Source organism: Streptomyces sp. NPDC006798 (genome assembly GCF_040635975.1).
GTDB lineage: Bacteria > Actinomycetota > Actinomycetes > Streptomycetales > Streptomycetaceae > Streptomyces.
Map to the genome: position 1 here is coordinate 52,702 of NZ_JBEYIS010000008.1, position 19,636 is coordinate 72,337.

Genomic DNA, 19,636 nt, shown 5'->3' on the forward strand with positions numbered 1-19,636 from the left:
GTCGTCCGGCCGGAGACGTCCGGTCCGGCCGGGCCCGGTGTGCCTGTCGGGCCGGTTGTGCCGGCCGGTATGCGGGGAGTGCCCGGACCGTCGTACGGCGCGGGAACCGGTCGCGTACCACCCCGGAGACTCGGGCCGGTTCGGCCGGTTCGGCCGGTTCGGCGGTTCCGGTGGATTCCGTGGCTCGGGTACGAACGCCCCGGCTCCCCGGCCCCGCCGGAAGACCCCGTCCCGGCGGCGCCGAACGGCACGACGACCTTCCCCGGCGTAGGCGTGTTCCGCCCGGCGCACAGGCTCGTACGGGCGCCCGCGCCCACGCGCCCGCACCCGAAGGCGTACGCCGTCCCGGCGCTACGCGCCCCCGCGCCCCGGCACTCCGGCGCTCCAAGGACCCGGGTCCCCGCGCGCGCACGCCACCCGACCACCGACGTCCTCCCCCTCATCGTCACTCGCCTCCTCGCCCGCGCAGCGCCGCCACCGGGTCGGTCCGCCGCAGCATCAGCGCGGCCACGATCAATACCGGCGCCGCCGCCACACCCACCAGCAGCAGCACCACCCGTCCCACCGGAAGCTGGACCAGCACCTCCGGCACCGGCTGGGTGGCCCGGCCGGTCAGCACGATCAGCGGTACGACCGCCCGGGTCAGCACCGCCCCCAACGCGGCCCCGATCAGCAGACCGAGACCGATCAGCAACGACTGCTCCACCGCCAGCAGCCGGGCGGGCAGCCGCCGGGGCGCGCCCAGCGCCCGCAGCACCGCGAACTCCGCCGCGCGCTCCCGCAGCGCCCCCACCGTGCCGACCCCGAAACCGACCGCCGCCAGCAGCGCCGCCACCGCGGCCGTCGCCAGCAGCGCCGACTGCGGCCCGGCACCCAGCGGATCCTCGTGCAGCTCCCGGGCGATCTCGTCCCGTACCTGGATCTGCGACGGATCGATCTCGGCCCGGTCGCGCAGGGCCGAGGCCACCGAGCCCGTCCGGCCCGGCTCGGTGAAGAGCCACCACTCGCCGGGCGCGAAGGACGAGTCGGGGCGCTCGGCCAGGACCCGGTTCACGGACCGCAGATCGAGCAGCAGGGCGCCGCCGTCCAGCTCGGGCTTGGCCGCCGCGGTGGGATCCCCGGAGCCGGGGCCCGTCGTCGGTACGGCCCCCAGCACCCCGGTGATCCGTACCGTGATGTCGCCGCCCCGCATCGGGACCTGGATCCGCGAACCCACCTTCGCGGCGCTCGCCTCCAGGAACGCCGGGGTCGCCAGCGCGCCCGGCTCCCGCGCCGGGCCGCGCCCGGCCGCTACCCGGACCGTCACCGAACGGTCGGGTCCCCACTCGCTCGGATACGCCGAAGTGCCCGTGTGATAGCGCAGATCGAGCAGGGCGCCCGGGGTGGCGGTGACCGAGGAGACGGCGGGCAGCCGGTCACCCGGGGCCGCGGTTTCCGACTCGATCGCCGGCACGGCCGTACCCCGCCAGCTCAGTCCCTTCGAGGCGGCGACGGGCCGGGCGACACCGTCCGCGCCGACCGCCCGGACCGCCCCGACCGTCAGCCGCTTGGCGGCGATCCGGTCCGGATTGCCCGGCTCGTCGAACTCGATCGCGGTCAGCGCCAGCGGCCCGGCGGGCCTGCCGACCGGGGCGTCCGCGGCCTTCGCCAGATCGAGCGTCACCCGCTGCCGCTTGCCGTCCGGCCGCAGACTGCCCGAATCGAGCCGGTACGGGATCCCGAACCGGTCCTCCACGGTGACCGTGGCGGAGAGCCCCGGATCGCCGTCGGGCGACTGCGACTTCAACGCCGCCGTACCGGAAGGACCGTCGTACGCCGACCTCAGAGTGATGTCCAGTTCGACCCGTTCGGTCCCGTCCGGCAGAACGATCCCCGCCCGGCTCTCGGCGGGCGGCGCGAGGCCCGCGATCAGCCGCCGGGCGTCCCCGTCCGCCGCGAGATCGTCGCGGAGCCGCAACGGCCCGGCCCCTGCCCCGCCGCCGTCGACGGAGCCCGCCGCCCGGGCCGTGTCCAGCGCCAGCACCGTCGCCTGGCGGCCACCGGTCAGCCCCATCGACTGCCGGGCCGCCGGAACGGCCGCCCGCACCCCGGGCATCCCGTCGAAGACCCCGCCCTGCCCGAACTGGACCGCGCCGCCGCCCGTCATCCGGATCGGCGCACCCGCCCGGAAGTCCGCCTGATCCTCCTGGGAACGGTCCCACGAAGCGCTCTGACCGATCGCCAGCATGCCCAGCGCCACCGCCAGAACCAGCAGCAGCACCGGCCCCGCGCCCCGGGCCGGGCGCCGGCTGAGCTGCCAGCCCGCGAGGGCCGCCGTCAGCTTCCGGCCGCGCGCGGCCCGCCGCTCCGCCAGCCGGGCCGCGGGCGGCAGCAGCCGCAGCGTCACCACGGTCCCCGCGAGCAGCGCCAGCGCCGGGGCCACCACCAGCAGCGGATCGATCCCCAGCTCGCCCTCGCGGTCGCCGCTGAGCGCGCCGCTGCCCGAGGTCCGGCGCTCCAACTGCCAGTACGCCACACCCGCCACGGCCAGCAGCGCGATATCGGCGCCCGCCCGCAGCGGCGCGGGCAGCGCCCGGGCCCGGCCGCGGTCCCGGCGGGCCGCGCCGATCGCCGGGGCGACCACCGCCGCCGCACAGGCCACCGCCACGGCCGCCGCGACCAGCCAGACCGTCACCGTCGGCGCCGTGTCCACCCGCAGCCCGATCCGGGCCAGCAGCCCCTGCCCCGCCAGCAGCCCGGTCAGCGGCCCGGCGAGCAGCGGCGCGCAGACCGCCGCGGGCAACGCCAGGAGCAGCGCCTCCAGGGCGGAGAGCCCGGCGATCCGGCTCCGCGAAGCGCCCCGGGCCAGCAGGACCCGGGTCTCGCCCTCCCGCTCCGTACTCAGCAGCCTGGCCACCAGCAGCAGGGTGTATCCGGCCAGCAGCACCAGCTGGAGGGAGACGATCAGCAGGGTCGCCCGGGCGACCAGCAGCGCCCGCTCCAACTGGTCGAGCACCTCCGGCAGTGACGTTTTGGCGACCACCCCGCCCTTCAGCCCCGGCTGGGCGCTCAGCAGCTTCTGACTGTCACGCGCGGCCGAGCGGAGGGCATCGATCCGGTCGGCGGTGAGGGGGCCGAAGTCGGCGGTCGCCAGCCAGGCGAGACCGCCCCCGGCGACCGAGTCCGAGGCCAGGGACCGGGGGTCGGTGAGCAGAGGGCCGTAGGTGGTGAAGACCTCGGTCCGCACCCCGCGGCCACCGAGTTCGTCCAGCCGCCAGTACGGATCGTCACGGTCGGCCACCCGGTACACCCCGGTCACCCGGATCTTCACCGGCGGACCGCCGAGCCTGCTGGCGAGAGTCAGTACCCGGGGGCCCGGCGTCAGCCGCAGGGCGCGGGCCGCCGTCTCCGGCAGAGCGACCTCCACCGCGGACGTGCCGCCCGCCGAGGGCCAGGCACCCGACACCAGCCGCACCTTCGACCGGTCGGCCACCGCCAGCATGGTCAGATCCGGCTCACCGGCCCGGGCGGCGGGCGGCTGGAGCGACCGGGGGAGTGAGTACGGCGCGGAGCGCTCGAACGGGCGCAGCGTGACGGGCAGCCCGTCGAAGGCGCGTTGCGCCCCGCGCCGGGCGCCCTCGGCGGCGGCCGTACGGTCGGCGGACGAGTCCTCCGCCGTCACGATCAGGGACGCCGAAGTGGCGTCCCTGGTCTTGAGCGCGTGCCGCAGCCCGGCGTCCCCGACGGACCCGGCGAAGGCCGCGAGCGCGGCCAGGACCGATGTGGTCAGCAATACGGCGAGCAGGGCCGCCGAGAGCAGCAGCCGATGACCACGCGCACGGTGGAACAGAAAGACCGGCACCCGACATCCCCCATGAGCCCCTGAAGGGCCACCCCCGAAAACGCTTTCGAGCTGGGATCGTTGCAGAGTGCACCGGGCCTGAGCACGTGTTCGCCCCGGACTTGATGAGATCGTGACCGGGGCCGAACGGCCCGCGCGGGGCGGTACGAACGCCTCCGGGAGCCGGGCGGGGCGGCCGGCCGTTGTCCGGCGACCGGTCCCCGCCGTCCGCCCAGCGGTCGGAATTCACCGTTCCGGACTTTGGCCGGGGCCGGGGCCGGATCTCGCGGGGCCGATGACTCCGGAGGCCGGGCCCTCCGGGTCAGTCTTCGCTCCGCCTGACGGCGTTCTGCTCTGCCGTGTGCTGCCCGGTGGCCGACGCCTTCCGCTCGCGTTCGGCCCGCTCCTCCGCCTCCATCTCGGCGAAGACATCGATCGGCGGCGGCGCCTTCGCCAGGAAGACCCAGGTCAGATAGACGGCCAGCAGGAACGGCGGGATCTTCAGCGCCACCAGGACCCAGCCGAGCTGGGTGGTGTCCGCCCACCAGTACAGCGGGAAGAGGATCGCCGACTTGGCCAGCAGGATCGCGCCCCAGGCATAGCTCGCCTTGGTGTACGCCTTCTTCCGGCCCGGGTTACGGGTCCGCCAGGAGAGGTTCTCCTTGAAGACCGGACCCAGCATCAGCCCGATCAGCGGCACCCCGGCGACCGCGGTCGCGATGTACGCCACCCCGAGACCCGTGGTGTAGAGCATGCCCGGCAGATAGAAGTCCTTGGCATTGCCGGTCATCATCGCGAAGACCACACCGAACGCGACGCCGAAGACCCCGCTGAACGCGTGCTTGACCGTGCCCTTGAGGACCAGCCGGGCCGCGACCAGCACCAGGGAGACCACCAGGGCGGCGATCGCCGACGAGTGCAGATCCTGGTTGATCGTGTAGATGGTGACGAAGAGCAGCCCCGGGACCACCGTCTCGACCATGCCCCGGATGCCGCCGAACGCGTCGAACAGCGCGGCCTCGGTGACCGCCTTGACGTCGGCCGGGTCCTGGGAGGCAGCGCCGGGGGCGGCGGTGTCCCGCCCGTCGCCCGGCTCCGGCGGCGCGGTCTCCCCGGAGGATGCCGCGTCCGGAGTGGACGAAGGTGACGATGTGGTGGTCGGCTTGTCGAAAGACGTCACCGGCTACTCCTGTCCGAGCGGTCGGAGTTCGTATTTGGGGTTGAACAGCACACGACGGCCATGGGCCATGGATATCCGCCCCGAGGCGATCATCCTGCGGCCCGGCTCGATGCCGACGATCGAGCGGCGTCCCAGCCAGACGATGTCCAGCGGGGCGGTGCCGTCGAACAGCTCCGCCTCCAGGGCGGGCACCCCGGCCCTCGGGCGCAGGGTCACCGTGCGCAACGTACCAGTCACCCGGACGATCTGGCGATCGCCGCATTCGGCGATCCGGGTGCACCCGGACAGCTGTGCGTCCTCCCGCAGCTCCGCGGACTCCTGGTCCTGCCGGGAGCTGGACAGCCGGTCGAACATACGGCGGAGACGGCCGGCCGGTTTCGCCGCCTGATCGCCCGGTCCGGAGCCGGTCCCGGACGCCCCGGACCCGGTAGGAGGTGCACTCATGCAGCAAGCGTACCGGCCGCGGCCGACCCCCGGCCCGGCCCGTCGGCGGCCTGTGGACAACCCCGCCGACGGGCCGGGGGCGAGGTCACCGGGGGCGCCCGGAGCGCTACCGCTCGAAGCGGTAGCCCATCCCCGGCTCGGTCACGAAGTGCTTGGGGTGCGACGGATCGGCCTCCAGCTTCCGCCGGAGCTGCGCCATGTAGACCCGGAGGTAGTTGGTCTCCGTCCCGTACGAGGGACCCCACACCTCCTGCAGCAACTGCTTCTGGCTGACCAGCCGGCCCGTGTTGCGGACCAGCACCTCCAACAGATGCCACTCGGTCGGCGTCAGCCGGACGTCGCGCCCGTCGCGATTGACCTTCTTCGCGGCCAGATCGACCGTGAACCCCTCGGTCTCCACCACGACCATGTCGTCGTCGCCACCGCCCACCGGCTCGGCCCGGCGGACCGCCGCCCGCAGCCGGGCCAGCAGCTCGTCCATGCCGAACGGCTTGGTGACGTAGTCGTCGGCGCCCGCGTCCAGCGCCTCCACCTTCTCGTCCGAGGTGTGCCGGGCGGAGAGCACCAGGATCGGCACCCGGGTCCAGCCTCGCAGCCCCTTGATCACCTCGACGCCGTCCATGTCGGGCAGGCCCAGATCGAGGACGACCACATCCGGATGGCGGGCGGCGGCCAGCTGGAGGGCGGTCGCCCCGTCCGGCGCGGCGTCCACCTCGTACTTGCGCGCCTTCAGGTTGATCACGAGGGCGCGTACGATCTGCGGCTCGTCGTCGACCACCAGCACCCTGGTCATCACTGGCCCGCCTTTCTGTCCTTCAGGTGCCGCGGGGTCCGCGGGGTTCCGTCGCTGTCTGCGGTGTCACGGATGGGTTCGCCGCCGGGGTCGGCACGGCGGGGGCGGCCACCGGGCCGCCGGTCCCGGCCACGGCTCACGAGGTGACCTGCGCGGGGAGATCAGGTGTCACCGGTGCCGTGCCGGGGGCCACGGTGAGCGTGAGGACCATGGTCATCCCGCCGCCCGGGGTGTCCTCGGCCGACAGCGTGCCGCCCATGGCCTCGACGAAGCCCCGGGCCACCGCGAGGCCCAGTCCCACCCCGGCGCCGCGCGGGGCGTCCCCGTACCGCTGGAACGGCTCGAAGATCCGCTCCTTCTCGTCGTCCGGCACCCCGGGGCCCCGGTCCACGACCCGGACCTCCACCCGGTCGCCGAGCGTGCTCGCCGAGACCGCCACCGCGGTCGCCTCCGGGCTGTACTTGACCGCGTTCTCGACGATGTTCGCCACCGCGCGCTCCAGCAGCCCCCGGTCCACGGTGACCATCGGCAGCGTCTCCGGGATGTCCAGCTCCACACTCTCGATGGGGACGGAGACCAGGGCCATGGGCACCACCTCGTCGAGATCGGTCACCCGCATCAACGGGGTGACCGTACCCGTCTGGAGACGGGACATGTCGAGGAGATTGCCCACAAGATGGTCAAGTCTGTCCGCGCCGTCCTCGATCCCCGCCAGCAGCTCCGCCTCGTCCTCGTCGGACCAGGCCACGTCGTCGGAGCGGAGTGAGCTGACGGCCGCCTTGATCGCCGCCAGCGGGGTCCGCAGATCATGGCTGACGGCGGCGAGCAGGGCCGTACGGATCCGGTTGCCCTCGGCCAGTCTGCGAGCCTCCTCGGCCTCGCCGACCAGCCGCTGGCGGTCGAGGACGACGGCCGCCTGGGCCGCGAACGCGGCCAGCACCCGGCGGTCCTCGGCGGGCAGCACCCGCCCCGAGAGCGCCAGCGCCATATGGTCCCCGACCGGCATGTCCACATCGGCGTCCTCGGGCCTGACGACCGACCGGGGGCCGACGCTCCCGGCCGTGGTCCACGGGTCGACGTCGCTGGTCCGCTCCAGCAGCGCCACCGACTCCATCCCGAAGGTCTCCCGCACCCGCTGCAACAGCGCGTCCAGCGACGTCTCCCCGCGGAGCACGCTCCCGGCGAGGAAGGAGAGGATCTCGGACTCGGCGCGCAGCCGGGCCGCCTGATGGGTCCGGCGGGCCGCCAGGTCCACCACGGACGCCACCGCGACCGCCACGGCGAAGAAGATGACGATGGCCACGATGTTCTTCGGGTCGTACACGGTCAGGGTGTGCACGGGCGGGGTGAAGTAGTAATTCAGCAGGACGGAACCCACGGCGGCCGACGCCAGCGCCGGGAGCAGCCCGCCCAGCAGCGCCGCCATCACCGTGGCGAAGAGGAAGAGCAGTACGTCGTTGGCCAGCCCGAGGCTGTCGTCCATCGCGTTCAGCAGCAGCGACAGCAGCAGGGGGACGGCCACCCCGATCAGCCAGCCCGCGATGATCCGGGACCGGCCGAGCCGGGCCCCGCGCGCGACCGGCAGCCCCCGGCCCTTCCCCGCCTCGTCATGGGTGACGATATGGACATCGAGGTCGAGCCCGGACTCCCGGGCCACCGTCGCCCCCACCCCGGGGCCGAAGATGTACTGCCAGGTCTTGCGGCGGCTGGAGCCCAGCACGATCTGGGTGGCGTTGACGCCCCGGGCGAACTCCAGCAGCGACGAGGGGATGTCGTCGCCTATCACATGGTGAAACGTCCCTCCGAGATCCTCGACCAGGGTGCGCTGGACCGCCAGCTCCTTCGGCGACGCCGAGGTCAGCCCGTCGCTGCGGGCGATGTAGACGGCCAGGATCTCGCTGCCCGACCCCTTGGCCGCCATCCGGGCCGCCCGCCGGATCAGGGTCCGGCCCTCCGGCCCGCCGGTCAGCCCGACGACGATGCGCTCCCGCGCCTGCCAGGTCGAGCGGATGTTGTGCTCGCCCCGGTACTGCTGGAGGTACTCGTCGACCCGGTCGGCCACCCAGAGCAGGGCCAGTTCGCGCAACGCAGTCAGATTGCCCGGCCGGAAGTAGTTCGACAGGGCCGCGTCGACCTTGTCGGGCTTGTAGATATTGCCGTGGGCCATCCGGCGGCGCAGCGCCTGCGGCGCCATGTCCACCAGCTCGATCTGCTCCGCCCGCCGCACCACCTCGTCCGGTACGGTCTCCCGCTGCCGGACGCCGGTGATCGACTCCACCACGTCCCCGAGGGACTCGAAGTGCTGGATGTTGACCGTCGATATCACATCGATCCCGGCGGCCAGCAGCTCCGCCACGTCCTGCCAGCGCTTGGCGTTGCGCGAACCCGGCACATTCGTATGCGCCAGCTCGTCCACCAGCGCGACCGCCGGACGGCGCTCCAGGACCGCGTCCACATCCATCTCGGTGAACGTCGCGCCCCGGTACTCCAGCTCCCGGCGCTGGATCTGCTCCAGGCCGTGCAGCATCACCTCGGTACGCGGCCGGTCGTGGTGCTCCACGAAGGCGACCACGCAGTCCGTGCCCCGCTCCACCCGGCGATGGGCCTCGGAGAGCATGGCGTAGGTCTTGCCCACGCCCGGTGCCGCGCCGAGATAGATCCGAAGCTTGCCGCGTGCCATGGCCCCATTGTCTTTCACAAGGCGGTCGGGCGTTCTCGCCGTACCGCTCCTACGCTGCGACGACGATACGGCGAAGGAAACGGGCAAATCGGGTGGAGGGTGGGCGGGAGGGACGGTATTGACGCGATTCTGATGTCCATCCGCCCCACCCGTACCGCGTGACCACCCCGGGACGGCCCTGGCCGCTCCGCCGACGGGCCGGGCGGACGGCAGTCAGTCCCGGGCGGCCCCGGCGGCGGCCGTCTCGGCTATCCCGCCGTCGTGCAGCTCCAGCACCCGGTCCGCCAGACCGAGCAGCTGGGCGTCATGGGTGGCGACCAGCGCCGTCACCCCCTCGGCCCGGACCACCGCGCGCAACAGCTCCATCACCGAGAGCCCGGTCTCCGCGTCGAGCTGACCGGTCGGCTCGTCCGCGATCAGCAGGGCCGGGCGATTGGCCAGCGCCCGGGCGATGGCCACCCGCTGCTGCTGGCCGCCGGAGAGCTCCGTGGGGCGCTGGGCCGCGTGGTCCGCCAGGCCGACCAGGGAGAGCAGCAGCTCCACCCGCTCGTCCCGCTCCCGGACTGGGGCGCCCCGCAGCCGCAGCGGCACCCCCACGTTCTCCGCGGCGGTCAGGATCGGGATCAGCCCGAACGACTGGAAGACAAAGCCGATCCGGTCCCGCCGCAGCTCCAGCAGCTCGTTCTCGCCCAGCCCGGAGAGATCCGTGCCGTCCAGCCGGATCCGTCCCCCGTCGGGGGTGTCGAGACCGCCCACGAGATTCAGCAGCGTCGTCTTCCCCGACCCGGAGCGGCCCTTCAGCGCCACCAGCTCGCCCCGGGGCACCTCGAAGGAGACCCCGCGCAGCGCGTGCACCGCCCCGGCGCCGGAGCCGTACGTCCGGTGCAGGTCCTCGACCCGCACCATCGGCTCCTCGGCCACCGCCGTACCCGCCGCGGCCGTCGCTTCCGTGCTCTCGTCCGTACTCATGAGATCCCCCTTGTCGTTCCCGTACACCGCACAGCTCCTTACCCGGCCGTCCCGTAGCCGGTCCGCGGACGGCGCGGGCCGCCGCGGCCCCGCGGGGCACCGGCGATATGGGCCGGGTCGTCAAACCGCCTGGCCCGCGACGCCCGGCACGCGCGCTCTCCACCTAGCCCTTCGGGCACGGGTGGTACCCCCGGCGTTGTCGGGGTTTCCCCAGTACGTCCCGTACGAGGGAGACCGCCCCCCGGCTTCGCCGGGGGGACCTCCACCGCCGTCGCGGATCGCCCGCACCGGACGCCGCGGGCCCCGCCCTGCGGACGGACGGCGCTGTTTGTCAGACACGACCTAGTGCTGTGACCGGCACGTTACGGGGTACGACGACGGGCCGCACCCCCCTGTGGAAAAGGGGGACGCGGCCCGTCGGACGCGGTACGACGCCGGTGCGGCGGGTCAGCGGACCTCGGTGATCTCCGGACCCCGCTGGAGCTGGCCCATGCCGCCGGAGAAGCGGGAGGTCGCCTGCTCCTCCTGCTGGACGCCCTCGGGCACCATCTGGGCGTCCTCGGGGAGCTTGAGGACGATCGGGTCACGCGGGGCCATCGGCCCGTCACCGCGGACCACGACCGTGTCGCGGAAGATCTGCTCCAGCAGCCCGGCCGCCTCCGGCTGGACCGCGCCCTGGCCCGAGATGACGCCGCGGAGGAACCAGCGCGGCCCGTCGACCCCGACGAAGCGCACCAGCTGGACCCCGCCCGTGCCGTCCGGGAGCTGGACCGGCACCTGCGCCCGCAGCTCCCAGCCGAGCGGGCCCTCGACCTCGTCGATCACCCCGCCCTGCTGGGTGATACCGCCGGCGATCTCCTCGCGGACCTCGCCCCAGATGCCTTCCTTCTTCGGCGCCGCGAACGCCTGGAGCTGGATCGCGCTGTCCCGCAGGACGACCGTGGCGGCGACGATCGCGTCACCGGCGACCTCGACCCGCAGCTCCATGCCCTCGACTCCGGGCACGAAGAGACCACCCAGGTCCACCCGGCCCTCGGCGGCCTTGGACACCTCGGACTCGTCCCAGGGGCCGTCGGGCCGCGGGGCCGGGGGAAGGTTCACCCGCCGGGGGGCGTCTTCGGCGTCGGCGGAGTCCTCCGCGCCGGGCCCGTCCAGGGCCGCTTCGACCTGCTCGGTCTCGCCGGCCGCGTCCGCGTCGCTCGCGGAACCACTCTTCTTGCGACGTCCGAACACGTCACTGTCCTTCCCGGTCGGATACGACGGAAGCGTATCGATTCCCACCCGTTGAACCATCCGTACGGCCGCCCACGGCGGCATGGCCGCCGGTGGACCCGAAGCCCCCCTCGGCCCGTGCCGAGCCGGGAAGCTCCGCCACCTCGTGGAAGCGCACCTTCTCGACCTTCTGGACGACCAGCTGGGCGATGCGGTCGAAGCGCTCGAACCGCACACTCTCGCGCGGATCGAGATTGATCACGATCACCTTGATTTCCCCACGGTACCCGGCGTCAATCGTCCCCGGGGCATTCACAAAGGCTACTCCGCAGCGGGCCGCGAGGCCGGATCGCGGATGGACGAAGGCGGCGTACCCGTCGGGCAGGGCGATCGAGACCCCCGTCGGCAGCACGGCCCGCTCGCCGGGGGCCAGCTCGGCCGCCTCGCGGGTGACCAGATCGGCGGCGGCGTCGCCGGGGTGCGCGTAGGACGGCAGCGGCACCTCCGGATCGACCCGGCGGATCAGTACGTCGAGGGCGTCGTGCGGGCCGGGGGGGCTGGCAGCGATGGACATGTCAGGGGTTCACCTCGAAAGCGCGTGCGCGGCGGATCTGGTCGGGGTCGGCCATGGCGGCCTCGATCTCCTCCGGGCGGCCGTGGTCGATGAAGTGATCGACCCCGACCTCGATGAAGAGGGCCTTCGCCCGGACGGCGAGCGGTCCGTCGGGGCCGCCGATCCGGCCCTCGGCCCGGGCGTAGATCTTCCGTCCGGCCACCGCGGTCACCTCGGCCCGGAGGAAGAGCGCCGTGCCCACCGGGACCGGCGCGACGAAATCGGTCTCCAGCCGGCCGGTGACGGCGATCGTCCGCAGCAGCCAGGTCAGGGAGCCCAGGGACTCGTCGAGGGCGGTGGTCAGCACCCCGCCGTGGGCCAGGCCGGGGGCGCCCTGATGGGCGGGCCGTACGGTGAACTCGGCCGTGATGCTCACGCCCTCGCCCGCCCGGGCCGCGAGCCGCAGACCATGGGGCTGGTCGCCGCCACAGCCGAAGCACTGCTCGTAGTGGGTGCCGAGCGGCTCACCGGGTGCCGGGGCCTCGGGGTGCCGTACCGGGGGTACGGCGTCGGCCGGAGGCGTCAGGGGCGACATACGGGCGGTCGCCGGACCCGTCGGCGAGGGGTCGGGACCCGGTGGATTAGCGGTGCTCACAGGCGCAGACCTTACCCGCGGTCGGCCGGTCGGCTCACGCGAGCCGTCGGCGCACACCCGCGCACGCCCCGTTCGAACCCTGCCCACCGGTCCGCAGCGGCGGGCGGTCCGGACATCCGTACGAGCCCCGGGCGCCGGGCCGTACCCGCGGGCCGGACCCGCCGGGGCCCCTGCCAGACTTGGCCGCATGCAGCCCTCATCCGCCGCCGCGCCCCGCTACGACGAACGTCTGACCGCCCCGCCCCTGTGGTGGGTGATCGTTCTGCTGCTCGGGCTCACCGGCGGACTCACCGTCTTCCCGGTCGGCCTGCTGGCGACGCTGATCACGGTGATCGTCGTATCGCTGCTGGCCGGGGCCGTGGTGAGTTCGTACGGCTCCGCCCGGATCCGGGTGGTCGCCGGGTCCCTGGTCGCGGGGGACGCCAGGATCCCGCTCACGGCGCTCGGCGAGCCGGAGGTGCTGGATCCCGAGGAGGCCCGGGCCTGGCGCTCGTACAAGGCGGATCCGCGCGCCTTCATGCTGCTGCGCAGCTACGTGCCGACCGCGGTCCGGATCGAGGTCACCGACCCGGCCGACCCGACGCCGTACGTCTATCTGTCGACCCGCGACCCCCAGGCGCTGGCCGCCGCGCTCTCGGGCTGATCGTCCGGACCGGCCGTCGGGCCCTCAGCGCTCCGGCTCGCCGCGGCGGGCGACCTGCTCGGCGGGCCGTTCCAGCTCCTTGGGCTGCTCCAGCGGCGGAAGGGCCTCCAGCGCGTCCCACGGCACCTGGCGGACCCGCAGGTCCTTGCGGATGCGCTCGGAGAGCTGGCGGGTGTCCCGGCGGTTGATCACGGCGCCGACGGCCGCCCCGACCATGAAGGGCAGCAGATTCGGCAGGTTCCGGATCATCCGCTTCATGATCTGCTGGCGCAGCTCGCGCTTGAGTCCGCTGCTGACGAGAGCGGCGTTCTTGTACGTCGACGGTTTGGTCACGTCGATGCCGCGCTCCTCCGACCAGGTGGCCAGATAGATGGTGCTGCGCTCCTTGAGCGTGCCCGGCGGGCGGAGGCCGTAGACCTCGTACAGCTCGGCGATCAGCTTCAGCTCTATCGCCGCCACGCCGGTGATCTCGGTGGCCAGCTCGGCGGGCATCGCGGGCGGTACGGGAAGCATCGCGGCGGCTCCGACGCCCGCCCCGACCGTGGCCGTGCCGTTCGCCGCGCCCGCTACCAGCTTGTCGGCGAGCTGCTCGGGGCCCAGCCCCGGGAACTGCGCGCGCAGGGTCGTCAGATCGCGTACCGGGATACGCGGCGCGTTGTCGATGATCCGGTCGGCGAGGTAGCCGACGGCGGCCCGGGCGCCCTGACCGCTTCTGCGTACGCCCGCGCGCACACCGGCCAGTCGTCCGGATTTCGCCGGGGGCCCGTCCGCCGTCTCCGCTCCCTGGTGGGGAAGCGCCGGGAGGGTCTCAGGCGAGGCCGCTGGGCCTCGCCCGTCGTCTCCCACGGCATGGGGCAGGAGGGCGGCCGAGCGCTCGTCCGAGGGCTCTGGAGCCCCGGACGGTCCCGAACCGCCCTGATACGTCTCCGACGGCTTCTGACGCCGGAAACGCCGCTTCCGCGACGGTGTCTCGCCTGCCACGGCCGACCGGACCTTACTCGCAGTCGCGGCAGATCGGCTGACCGTTCTTCTCACGGGCCAGCTGACTGCGGTGATGGACCAGGAAGCAGCTCATGCAGGTGAACTCGTCGGCCTGCTTGGGCAGCACCCGGACGGCCAGCTCCTCGTTGGAGAGGTCCGCGCCGGGCAGCTCCATGCCCTCGGCGGCCTCGAACTCGTCTACGTCGACGGTCGAGGTCGACTTGTCGTTCCGGCGGGCCTTCAGTTCCTCAAGGCTGTCCGAATCGACATCGTCGTCGGTCTTGCGTGGGGTGTCGTAGTCCGTTGCCATGTGTCGCTCTCCCCCTCTGGGTGTGATTGCGGTGTCTCCAGCGCACGTAACGCGTGAGAGGCCGGACTTGTGCCCGACCTGAGGCGGAGATTTTGCCTCACATCAAGGTCTGTTACTCAATCGACACCCAACCGGATCCCTCGGGAGTGATCGGGTTGGATGGCGATGGGGACCGTACACGATCCGAATGTCGCAGCTCACGGGCGCCACCCCGTGTACTTCCCGTGATCCCGACCCCCGGAAACCCGGACTTTTCCCGGCTTTCCGGAAGGTGCATGATCACGGAGAGTGGATGGTCCGAAAATCGTCCCTGTGATCGATCACACATGGGCAACCCGGGAACAGGTCCCGAAAATTCCGCCAAAAGCGAACGGACTTCCTGCACGCATGTGATCACGGTCAGCGACCCGGGCCGGACTCAGAGCGGCAGAGTGACGCGCATCACGAGTCCACCGCCCTCCCGGGGCTCCGCGATGATACGTCCCCCGTGGGCCCGAGCCACCGACCGGACGATCGACAGACCGAGACCGACACCCTTGTCGCTCCCCGTCCGCTCCTGCCGCAGTCTGCGGAACGGCTCGAAGATATTGTCGATCTCGTACGCCGGGACCATCGGGCCCGTGTTCTCCACGACCAGGACCGCCCGGCCGGGCTCCGTCCTCGTGGCCACCTCGACCCAGCCCCCGTCCGGAACGTTGTACCGGACGGCGTTCTGCACCAGATTGAGCGCGATGCGCTCCAGGAGCACACCATTGCCCTGGACGACCGCCGGCGTACGCTCCCCCCGGATCTCCACGCCTCGCTCGTCGGCCTCGCTCCGGGTCTGGTCCACGGCCCGGGTGGCCACCTCGGCCAGGTCCACCGGCTTGCGCTCGACGATCTGGTTGTCGCTCCGGGCCAGCAGCAGCAGACCCTCCACGAGCTGCTCACTCCGCTCGTTGGTCGCCAGCAGCGTCTTGCCGAGCTGCCGCAGCTCCGCCGGGGCGCCCGGGTCCGAGAGATGGACCTCCAGCAGGGTGCGGTTGATCGCCAGCGGGGTCCGCAGCTCGTGCGACGCGTTGGCGACGAACCGCTGCTGGGCGCTGAAGGCCCGCTCCAGCCGGGCCAGCATCTCGTCGAAGGTGTCCGCCAGCTCCTTCAGCTCGTCCTCCGGGCCGTCCAGCTGGATCCGGCGCGAGAGGTCCGAACCGGCGACCTGGCGGGCGGTACGGGTGATCCGGCCCAGCGGGGACAGGACCCGGCCCGCCATCGCGTAGCCGAAGGCGAAGGCGATGATGCTCAGGCCCAGCAGCGCGAAGAGGGAGCGGCGCAGCAAATCGTTCAGCGCCACCTCCCGCTGCTGGGCGAAGCACCGGGCGACCGCCTCGCCGAACTGGTCGCCGGTGCCCTCGGCGGGCAGCTTGCACCAGCCCGTGGTGGCCTGGAACTTCCCCGAGAGGATCTTGAACGGCAGACCGTTGCCGTCGTGCAGGGCCTGGGCCGCCAGCAGATAGATGATCGACAGCAGCAGGATGCCCGCGATCAGGAACATTCCGCCGTACAGCAGGGTGAGCCGTATCCGGATCGTCGGCCGCAGCAGTGGCCGGACCGGCGTACGAGGGTCCCAGGACGGCTTCGGGGGGACCTTGGGGGGCGGGGGAGTGCCTGCCACCGGTCAGATCCGGTAACCCGAGCCGGGCACGGTGACGATCACCGGCGGCTCGCCGAGCTTACGGCGCAGGGTCATCACGGTCACCCGTACCACATTCGTGAACGGGTCGGTGTTCTCGTCCCACGCCTTCTCCAGCAGCTGCTCCGCCGAGACCACGGCGCCCTCGCTGCGCATCAGCACCTCCAGCACCGCGAACTCCTTCGGGGCGAGCTGGATCTCCCGGCCGTCCCGGAACACCTCGCGCCGGTTGGGGTCCAGCTTGATCCCGGCCCGCTCCAGAACCGGCGGCAGCGGAACCGTCGTCCGCCGCCCCAGGGCCCGGACCCGGGCCGTCAGCTCGGTGAACGCGAAGGGCTTGGGCAGATAGTCGTCCGCGCCCAGCTCCAGGCCCTCCACCCGGTCCGAGACGTCCCCGGACGCGGTCAGCATCAGCACCCGGGTGGGCACTCCCAGCTCGACGACCCTGCGGCAGACGTCGTCGCCGTGGACCAGCGGAAGATCGCGGTCGAGAACCACCACGTCGTAGTCGTTCACCCCGATCCGCTCCAAGGCGGCTGCGCCGTCGTACACCACGTCGACCGCCATGGCCTCCCGGCGCAGCCCGGTGGCCACCGCATCGGCGAGCAGCTGCTCGTCCTCGACGACGAGTACGCGCACGTCGCGATCCTTCCCTTGGCCCCGTCGACCCGATCAGGGCGTGTCCGTGCACTTTCTGTGCGCGTCCATCCTGCCCGTTACGCGCGTAAACCGGCTGTAAGGCGGGTTGCTCCGGGTCGCCGGGGGCCGGGAAACGCCGTCGGATCGTACGGGAATCAACGGGATTTCCGGCGCAGTTGAGGTTTCTCTGAGGGAAGGCCGGGGGAGGACGAGAAGACACCCGCGATCACACCCCCGAAAGGGCGCATCCCCCGTATGCGTCCGCCCGCCGCCGGGACCGGCCGGGGCCGTGATCGCCCGCTCGCCGTCCGCGGCTGTCCGCGCCGGAGAGCACCGTGGCACACCCCCGTGCCCGCCACCACCCACGACGAGGGGGCGCATATGGACGCATTCACCGATGGACTGCTGGAGCGCATAAAGGCCGCCGAGACGGACCTCGACCTGGCTCGCGAGACCGGTGACGACTTCCTCGCGGATGTCGAGCTGGCCGAGCTGGAAGACCTTCGACGCCTCGCCGCCGAACACGGCGTGGAGGTCAACGCGGCCTGAGCCGCCGGGCCCGGCGATCCGCCTTCCCGGGCAACGGAATCCCCCCACCGGAACCCATCCGGAAAAATCGGCGACCTCATCGCTCGTCACAACGGGACGGCCCCCGACCGGGGAGCGCGGACGGGCCGAACGGGCACATGATCGACGGTACGGACGCGGGTCCGGCGCGCTCGGCGCCGGGCCCGCGCCCGTTTCCGTCCGCCGCCGCGCCGTGTCGATTGCCCCGTCCCGGACCGCCGGGGCCCGGGTAGCGGGTCCCGGCCGCCGCCGTGGCGCCCTCCGGTCCCGCTGCCCCGGTCTCTCAGTCGTGCCAGGCGCCGAACCTCTCCAGCAGGCCCTGCAGCGGCTCGAAGACCCCCGGCGGGGCCGCTACGGCCAGCTCGCCCGACGGGGCCTCGCCCGGCCGTCCGCCGGTGAGCGCGCCCGCCTCCCGGGCGATCAGATCGCCCGCCGCCAGATCCCAGGGGTTCAGCCCCCGCTCGTAGTAGCCGTCCAGCCGGCCCGCCGCCACATCGCAGAGGTCCACCGCGGCGGCGCCACCGCGCCGGATGTCCCGGACCCGGGGGATCAGCCGCTCCGCGACCCGCGCCTGATGGGCCCGGACGTCCGCGACGTAGTTGAAGCCCGTGGAGATCAGCGCCTGGTCCAGCGGGGGCGCCGGACGGCAGCGGATCCGCCGGTCGTTCAGGAACGCGCCGCCCCCGGCCACGGCCCGGCTGGTCTCGCCCCGCATCGGGACCGCGACCACGCCGACCACCGTCTCGCCCTCCCGCTGTGCCGCGATCGACACGGCCCAGGTCGGCAGCCCGTAGAGATAGTTCACGGTCCCGTCCAGGGGATCGACGACCCAGCGGACCCCGCTCGTACCCTCCCGGGAGGCCCCCTCCTCGCCGAGGAAGCCGTCGTCCGGCCTGCGCTCCGCCAGGAAGCCGGTGATCAGCTTCTCCGCCGCGATGTCCATCTCGGTGACGACGTCGATCGGGCTGGACTTGGTGGCGGCGACCGACAGATCGTCCGGACGGCCGTCGCGCAGCAGCCGCCCGGCCCGGTCGGCGGCCTCCAGCGCCAGGGCGAGCAGTTCGGGGAGCAGGGGGTCACTCGTCGCGGTCACGGCCATTCCTCACGGTCGACACGGTCTTCTGGGCGGATACGGGAGAAGACACCGGGCACGGGCGCGCCCGGGAGGTCCGGGCCCGCACGGAGCGGCCCCGGACGGGGCGGACACCCCCTCAGGCGTACGGACTGTCCGCGCCCGCGGCGGCGGGCCGCGGGGTACGCGCCGGACAGCAGCCCACCGGACAGAGATCGTGCGACGGCCCCAGCGCCCCGAGCGCGCACGGGGCGACCGGCTCGCCGCGCTCCTTCGCCGCCCGCTCCAGCACCAGCTCCCGCACGGCCGCCGCGAACCGGGGATCCGCGCCGACCGTCGCCGACCTCCGCACCGGCAGCCCCAGCTCGGCCGCCTTGGCCGCCGCCTCCGTGTCCAGGTCGTACAGCACCTCCATATGGTCCGAGACGAACCCGATGGGGACCATCACGGCCGCCGGTGCCCCCGCCGCGTGCAGCTCCTCCAAGTGGTCGCAGATGTCCGGCTCCAGCCAGGGAATGTGCGGGGCGCCACTGCGCGACTGGTAGACCAGCCGCCAGGGCCGCTCCACCCCGGTCTCCGCACGGACCGCGTCCGCGATCACCCGGGCCGCGTCCAGATGCTGGCGGACGTACGCCCCGCCCTCGCCGTGCCCGGCGACCGGGCCGGAGGTGTCCGCCGCGGCGTCCGGGATCGAGTGCGTGGTGAAGGCCAGACGGGCGCCCGCCCGGACGTCCTCGGGCAGCTCGGCCAGGGCCGCGAGCACCCCGTCGATCATCGGCCGCAGGAACCCCGGATGGTTGAAGTAGTGCCGCAGCTTGTCCACCCGCGGCGGCTCCAGGCCCTCCGCGGCCAGCGCCGCCAGCGAGTCCGCCAGATTCTCGCGGTACTGACGGCAGCCCGAGTAGGAGGCGTAGGCGCTGGTGGTGAGCGTCACGATCCGGCGGCGGCCGTCCCGGACCATCTCGCGCAGGGTGTCGGTCAGATACGGGTCCCAGTTGCGGTTGCCCCAGTAGACCGGGAGATCGAGACCGTGGGCCGCGAAGTCCTTCCGGAGGGCGTCCAGCAGGGCACGGTTCTGGTCGTTGATCGGACTGACGCCGCCGAACAGGAAGTAGTGCTGCCCTACCTCCTTCAGCCGCTCCTTGGGGATACCTCTGCCCCGGGTCACGTTCTCGAGGAACGGGACCACGTCGTCGGGTCCCTCGGGGCCGCCGAAGGAGAGCAGCAGCAGGGCGTCGTACGGTGCGGAGTCACGCTGGTCGGACATGTCACCGATCCTGCCACCCGGCACCGACAACGCCGCACCCACCCGCCGCCGGGACTTTCGCGGCGCGCGTACGGCCCCCGGGCCGATGACCGGACCCGGCCCGGTCGCGGAGGAGTCGTCGCAGCTCACAGCGGGTGGGACAAACCCCGGTGCGCCGAGCCGAACCGGGGTCGTAACCTGTC

The 19,636-nt window shown here is 72.9% G+C and carries 17 protein-coding genes; 2 read left to right on the plus strand and 15 right to left on the minus strand.

What is annotated here, in order from left to right:
• Nucleotides 1-445 precede the first annotated feature (445 nt).
• The 9 genes from ABZ714_RS07425 to ABZ714_RS07465 form a co-directional block, all read right to left on the minus strand.
• Nucleotides 446-3,841, minus strand: a complete 3,396-nt coding sequence (locus tag ABZ714_RS07425) for an FtsX-like permease family protein (RefSeq protein WP_358824195.1) — start codon at nucleotides 3,839-3,841, stop codon at nucleotides 446-448.
• Between the two features lie 301 nt (nucleotides 3,842-4,142).
• A complete protein-coding gene (locus ABZ714_RS07430; RefSeq protein WP_358824196.1) occupies nucleotides 4,143-5,000 on the minus strand; it encodes a DUF3159 domain-containing protein in 858 nt (285 codons plus the stop codon).
• A 3-nt stretch (nucleotides 5,001-5,003) separates the two neighbouring features.
• Nucleotides 5,004-5,354, minus strand: coding sequence for an OB-fold nucleic acid binding domain-containing protein (locus tag ABZ714_RS07435; RefSeq protein WP_358824266.1), 351 nt, complete (start codon nucleotides 5,352-5,354; stop codon nucleotides 5,004-5,006).
• Nucleotides 5,355-5,550: 196 nt separating this feature from the next.
• Nucleotides 5,551-6,237: a response regulator gene (locus ABZ714_RS07440; protein ID WP_358824197.1), complete on the minus strand. Its 687-nt coding sequence runs from the start codon at nucleotides 6,235-6,237 to the stop codon at nucleotides 5,551-5,553.
• A gap of 136 nt (nucleotides 6,238-6,373) precedes the next feature.
• The gene (locus ABZ714_RS07445) at nucleotides 6,374-8,917 is read right to left on the minus strand and encodes a sensor histidine kinase KdpD (protein ID WP_358824198.1); all 2,544 of its coding nucleotides are present in this window, start codon (nucleotides 8,915-8,917) and stop codon (nucleotides 6,374-6,376) included.
• 213 nt (nucleotides 8,918-9,130) lie between these two features.
• Nucleotides 9,131-9,886: an ABC transporter ATP-binding protein gene (locus tag ABZ714_RS07450; protein WP_358824199.1), complete on the minus strand. Its 756-nt coding sequence runs from the start codon at nucleotides 9,884-9,886 to the stop codon at nucleotides 9,131-9,133.
• A 447-nt stretch (nucleotides 9,887-10,333) separates the two neighbouring features.
• The gene (locus tag ABZ714_RS07455; protein ID WP_358824200.1) at nucleotides 10,334-11,119 is read right to left on the minus strand and encodes a DUF3710 domain-containing protein; all 786 of its coding nucleotides are present in this window, start codon (nucleotides 11,117-11,119) and stop codon (nucleotides 10,334-10,336) included.
• 1 nt (nucleotide 11,120) lies between these two features.
• Complete coding sequence (gene dut / locus ABZ714_RS07460; RefSeq protein WP_358824201.1) at nucleotides 11,121-11,672, minus strand: dUTP diphosphatase; 552 nt, start codon at nucleotides 11,670-11,672, stop codon at nucleotides 11,121-11,123.
• Nucleotide 11,673: 1 nt separating this feature from the next.
• Nucleotides 11,674-12,246, minus strand: a complete 573-nt coding sequence (locus ABZ714_RS07465) for a PaaI family thioesterase (protein WP_358824267.1) — start codon at nucleotides 12,244-12,246, stop codon at nucleotides 11,674-11,676.
• A 247-nt stretch (nucleotides 12,247-12,493) separates the two neighbouring features.
• On the opposite strand from ABZ714_RS07465, the gene ABZ714_RS07470 reads away from it, so the two are divergent.
• Nucleotides 12,494-12,949, plus strand: a complete 456-nt coding sequence (locus tag ABZ714_RS07470; protein ID WP_358824202.1) for a DUF3093 domain-containing protein — start codon at nucleotides 12,494-12,496, stop codon at nucleotides 12,947-12,949.
• A gap of 24 nt (nucleotides 12,950-12,973) precedes the next feature.
• Here the strand turns inward: ABZ714_RS07470 and ABZ714_RS07475 are convergent, their stop codons facing one another.
• From ABZ714_RS07475 to ABZ714_RS07490, 4 genes are all read right to left on the minus strand, one after another.
• Nucleotides 12,974-13,930, minus strand: coding sequence for a hypothetical protein (locus tag ABZ714_RS07475; protein ID WP_358824203.1), 957 nt, complete (start codon nucleotides 13,928-13,930; stop codon nucleotides 12,974-12,976).
• 13 nt (nucleotides 13,931-13,943) lie between these two features.
• Nucleotides 13,944-14,240: a DUF4193 domain-containing protein gene (locus ABZ714_RS07480; protein WP_006345898.1), complete on the minus strand. Its 297-nt coding sequence runs from the start codon at nucleotides 14,238-14,240 to the stop codon at nucleotides 13,944-13,946.
• 418 nt (nucleotides 14,241-14,658) lie between these two features.
• A complete protein-coding gene (locus ABZ714_RS07485) occupies nucleotides 14,659-15,891 on the minus strand; it encodes a HAMP domain-containing sensor histidine kinase (protein ID WP_358824204.1) in 1,233 nt (410 codons plus the stop codon).
• Between the two features lie 3 nt (nucleotides 15,892-15,894).
• Nucleotides 15,895-16,548 carry a response regulator transcription factor gene (locus ABZ714_RS07490; protein ID WP_146482805.1) on the minus strand — a complete coding sequence of 218 codons (654 nt, stop codon included), beginning with the start codon at nucleotides 16,546-16,548 and terminating at the stop codon, nucleotides 15,895-15,897.
• A gap of 381 nt (nucleotides 16,549-16,929) precedes the next feature.
• Between ABZ714_RS07490 and ABZ714_RS07495 the strand changes: the two genes are divergently transcribed.
• On the plus strand, nucleotides 16,930-17,097 hold the full coding sequence (locus tag ABZ714_RS07495) for a hypothetical protein (RefSeq protein ID WP_358824205.1): 168 nt from the start codon (nucleotides 16,930-16,932) through the stop codon (nucleotides 17,095-17,097).
• Nucleotides 17,098-17,398: 301 nt separating this feature from the next.
• Here ABZ714_RS07495 and ABZ714_RS07500 read toward each other — a convergent pair whose 3' ends face one another.
• Nucleotides 17,399-18,214, minus strand: a complete 816-nt coding sequence (locus tag ABZ714_RS07500; RefSeq protein WP_358824206.1) for an inositol monophosphatase family protein — start codon at nucleotides 18,212-18,214, stop codon at nucleotides 17,399-17,401.
• 112 nt (nucleotides 18,215-18,326) lie between these two features.
• Complete coding sequence (locus ABZ714_RS07505) at nucleotides 18,327-19,454, minus strand: ferrochelatase (protein WP_358824207.1); 1,128 nt, start codon at nucleotides 19,452-19,454, stop codon at nucleotides 18,327-18,329.
• Between the last annotated feature and the right edge of the window lie 182 nt (nucleotides 19,455-19,636).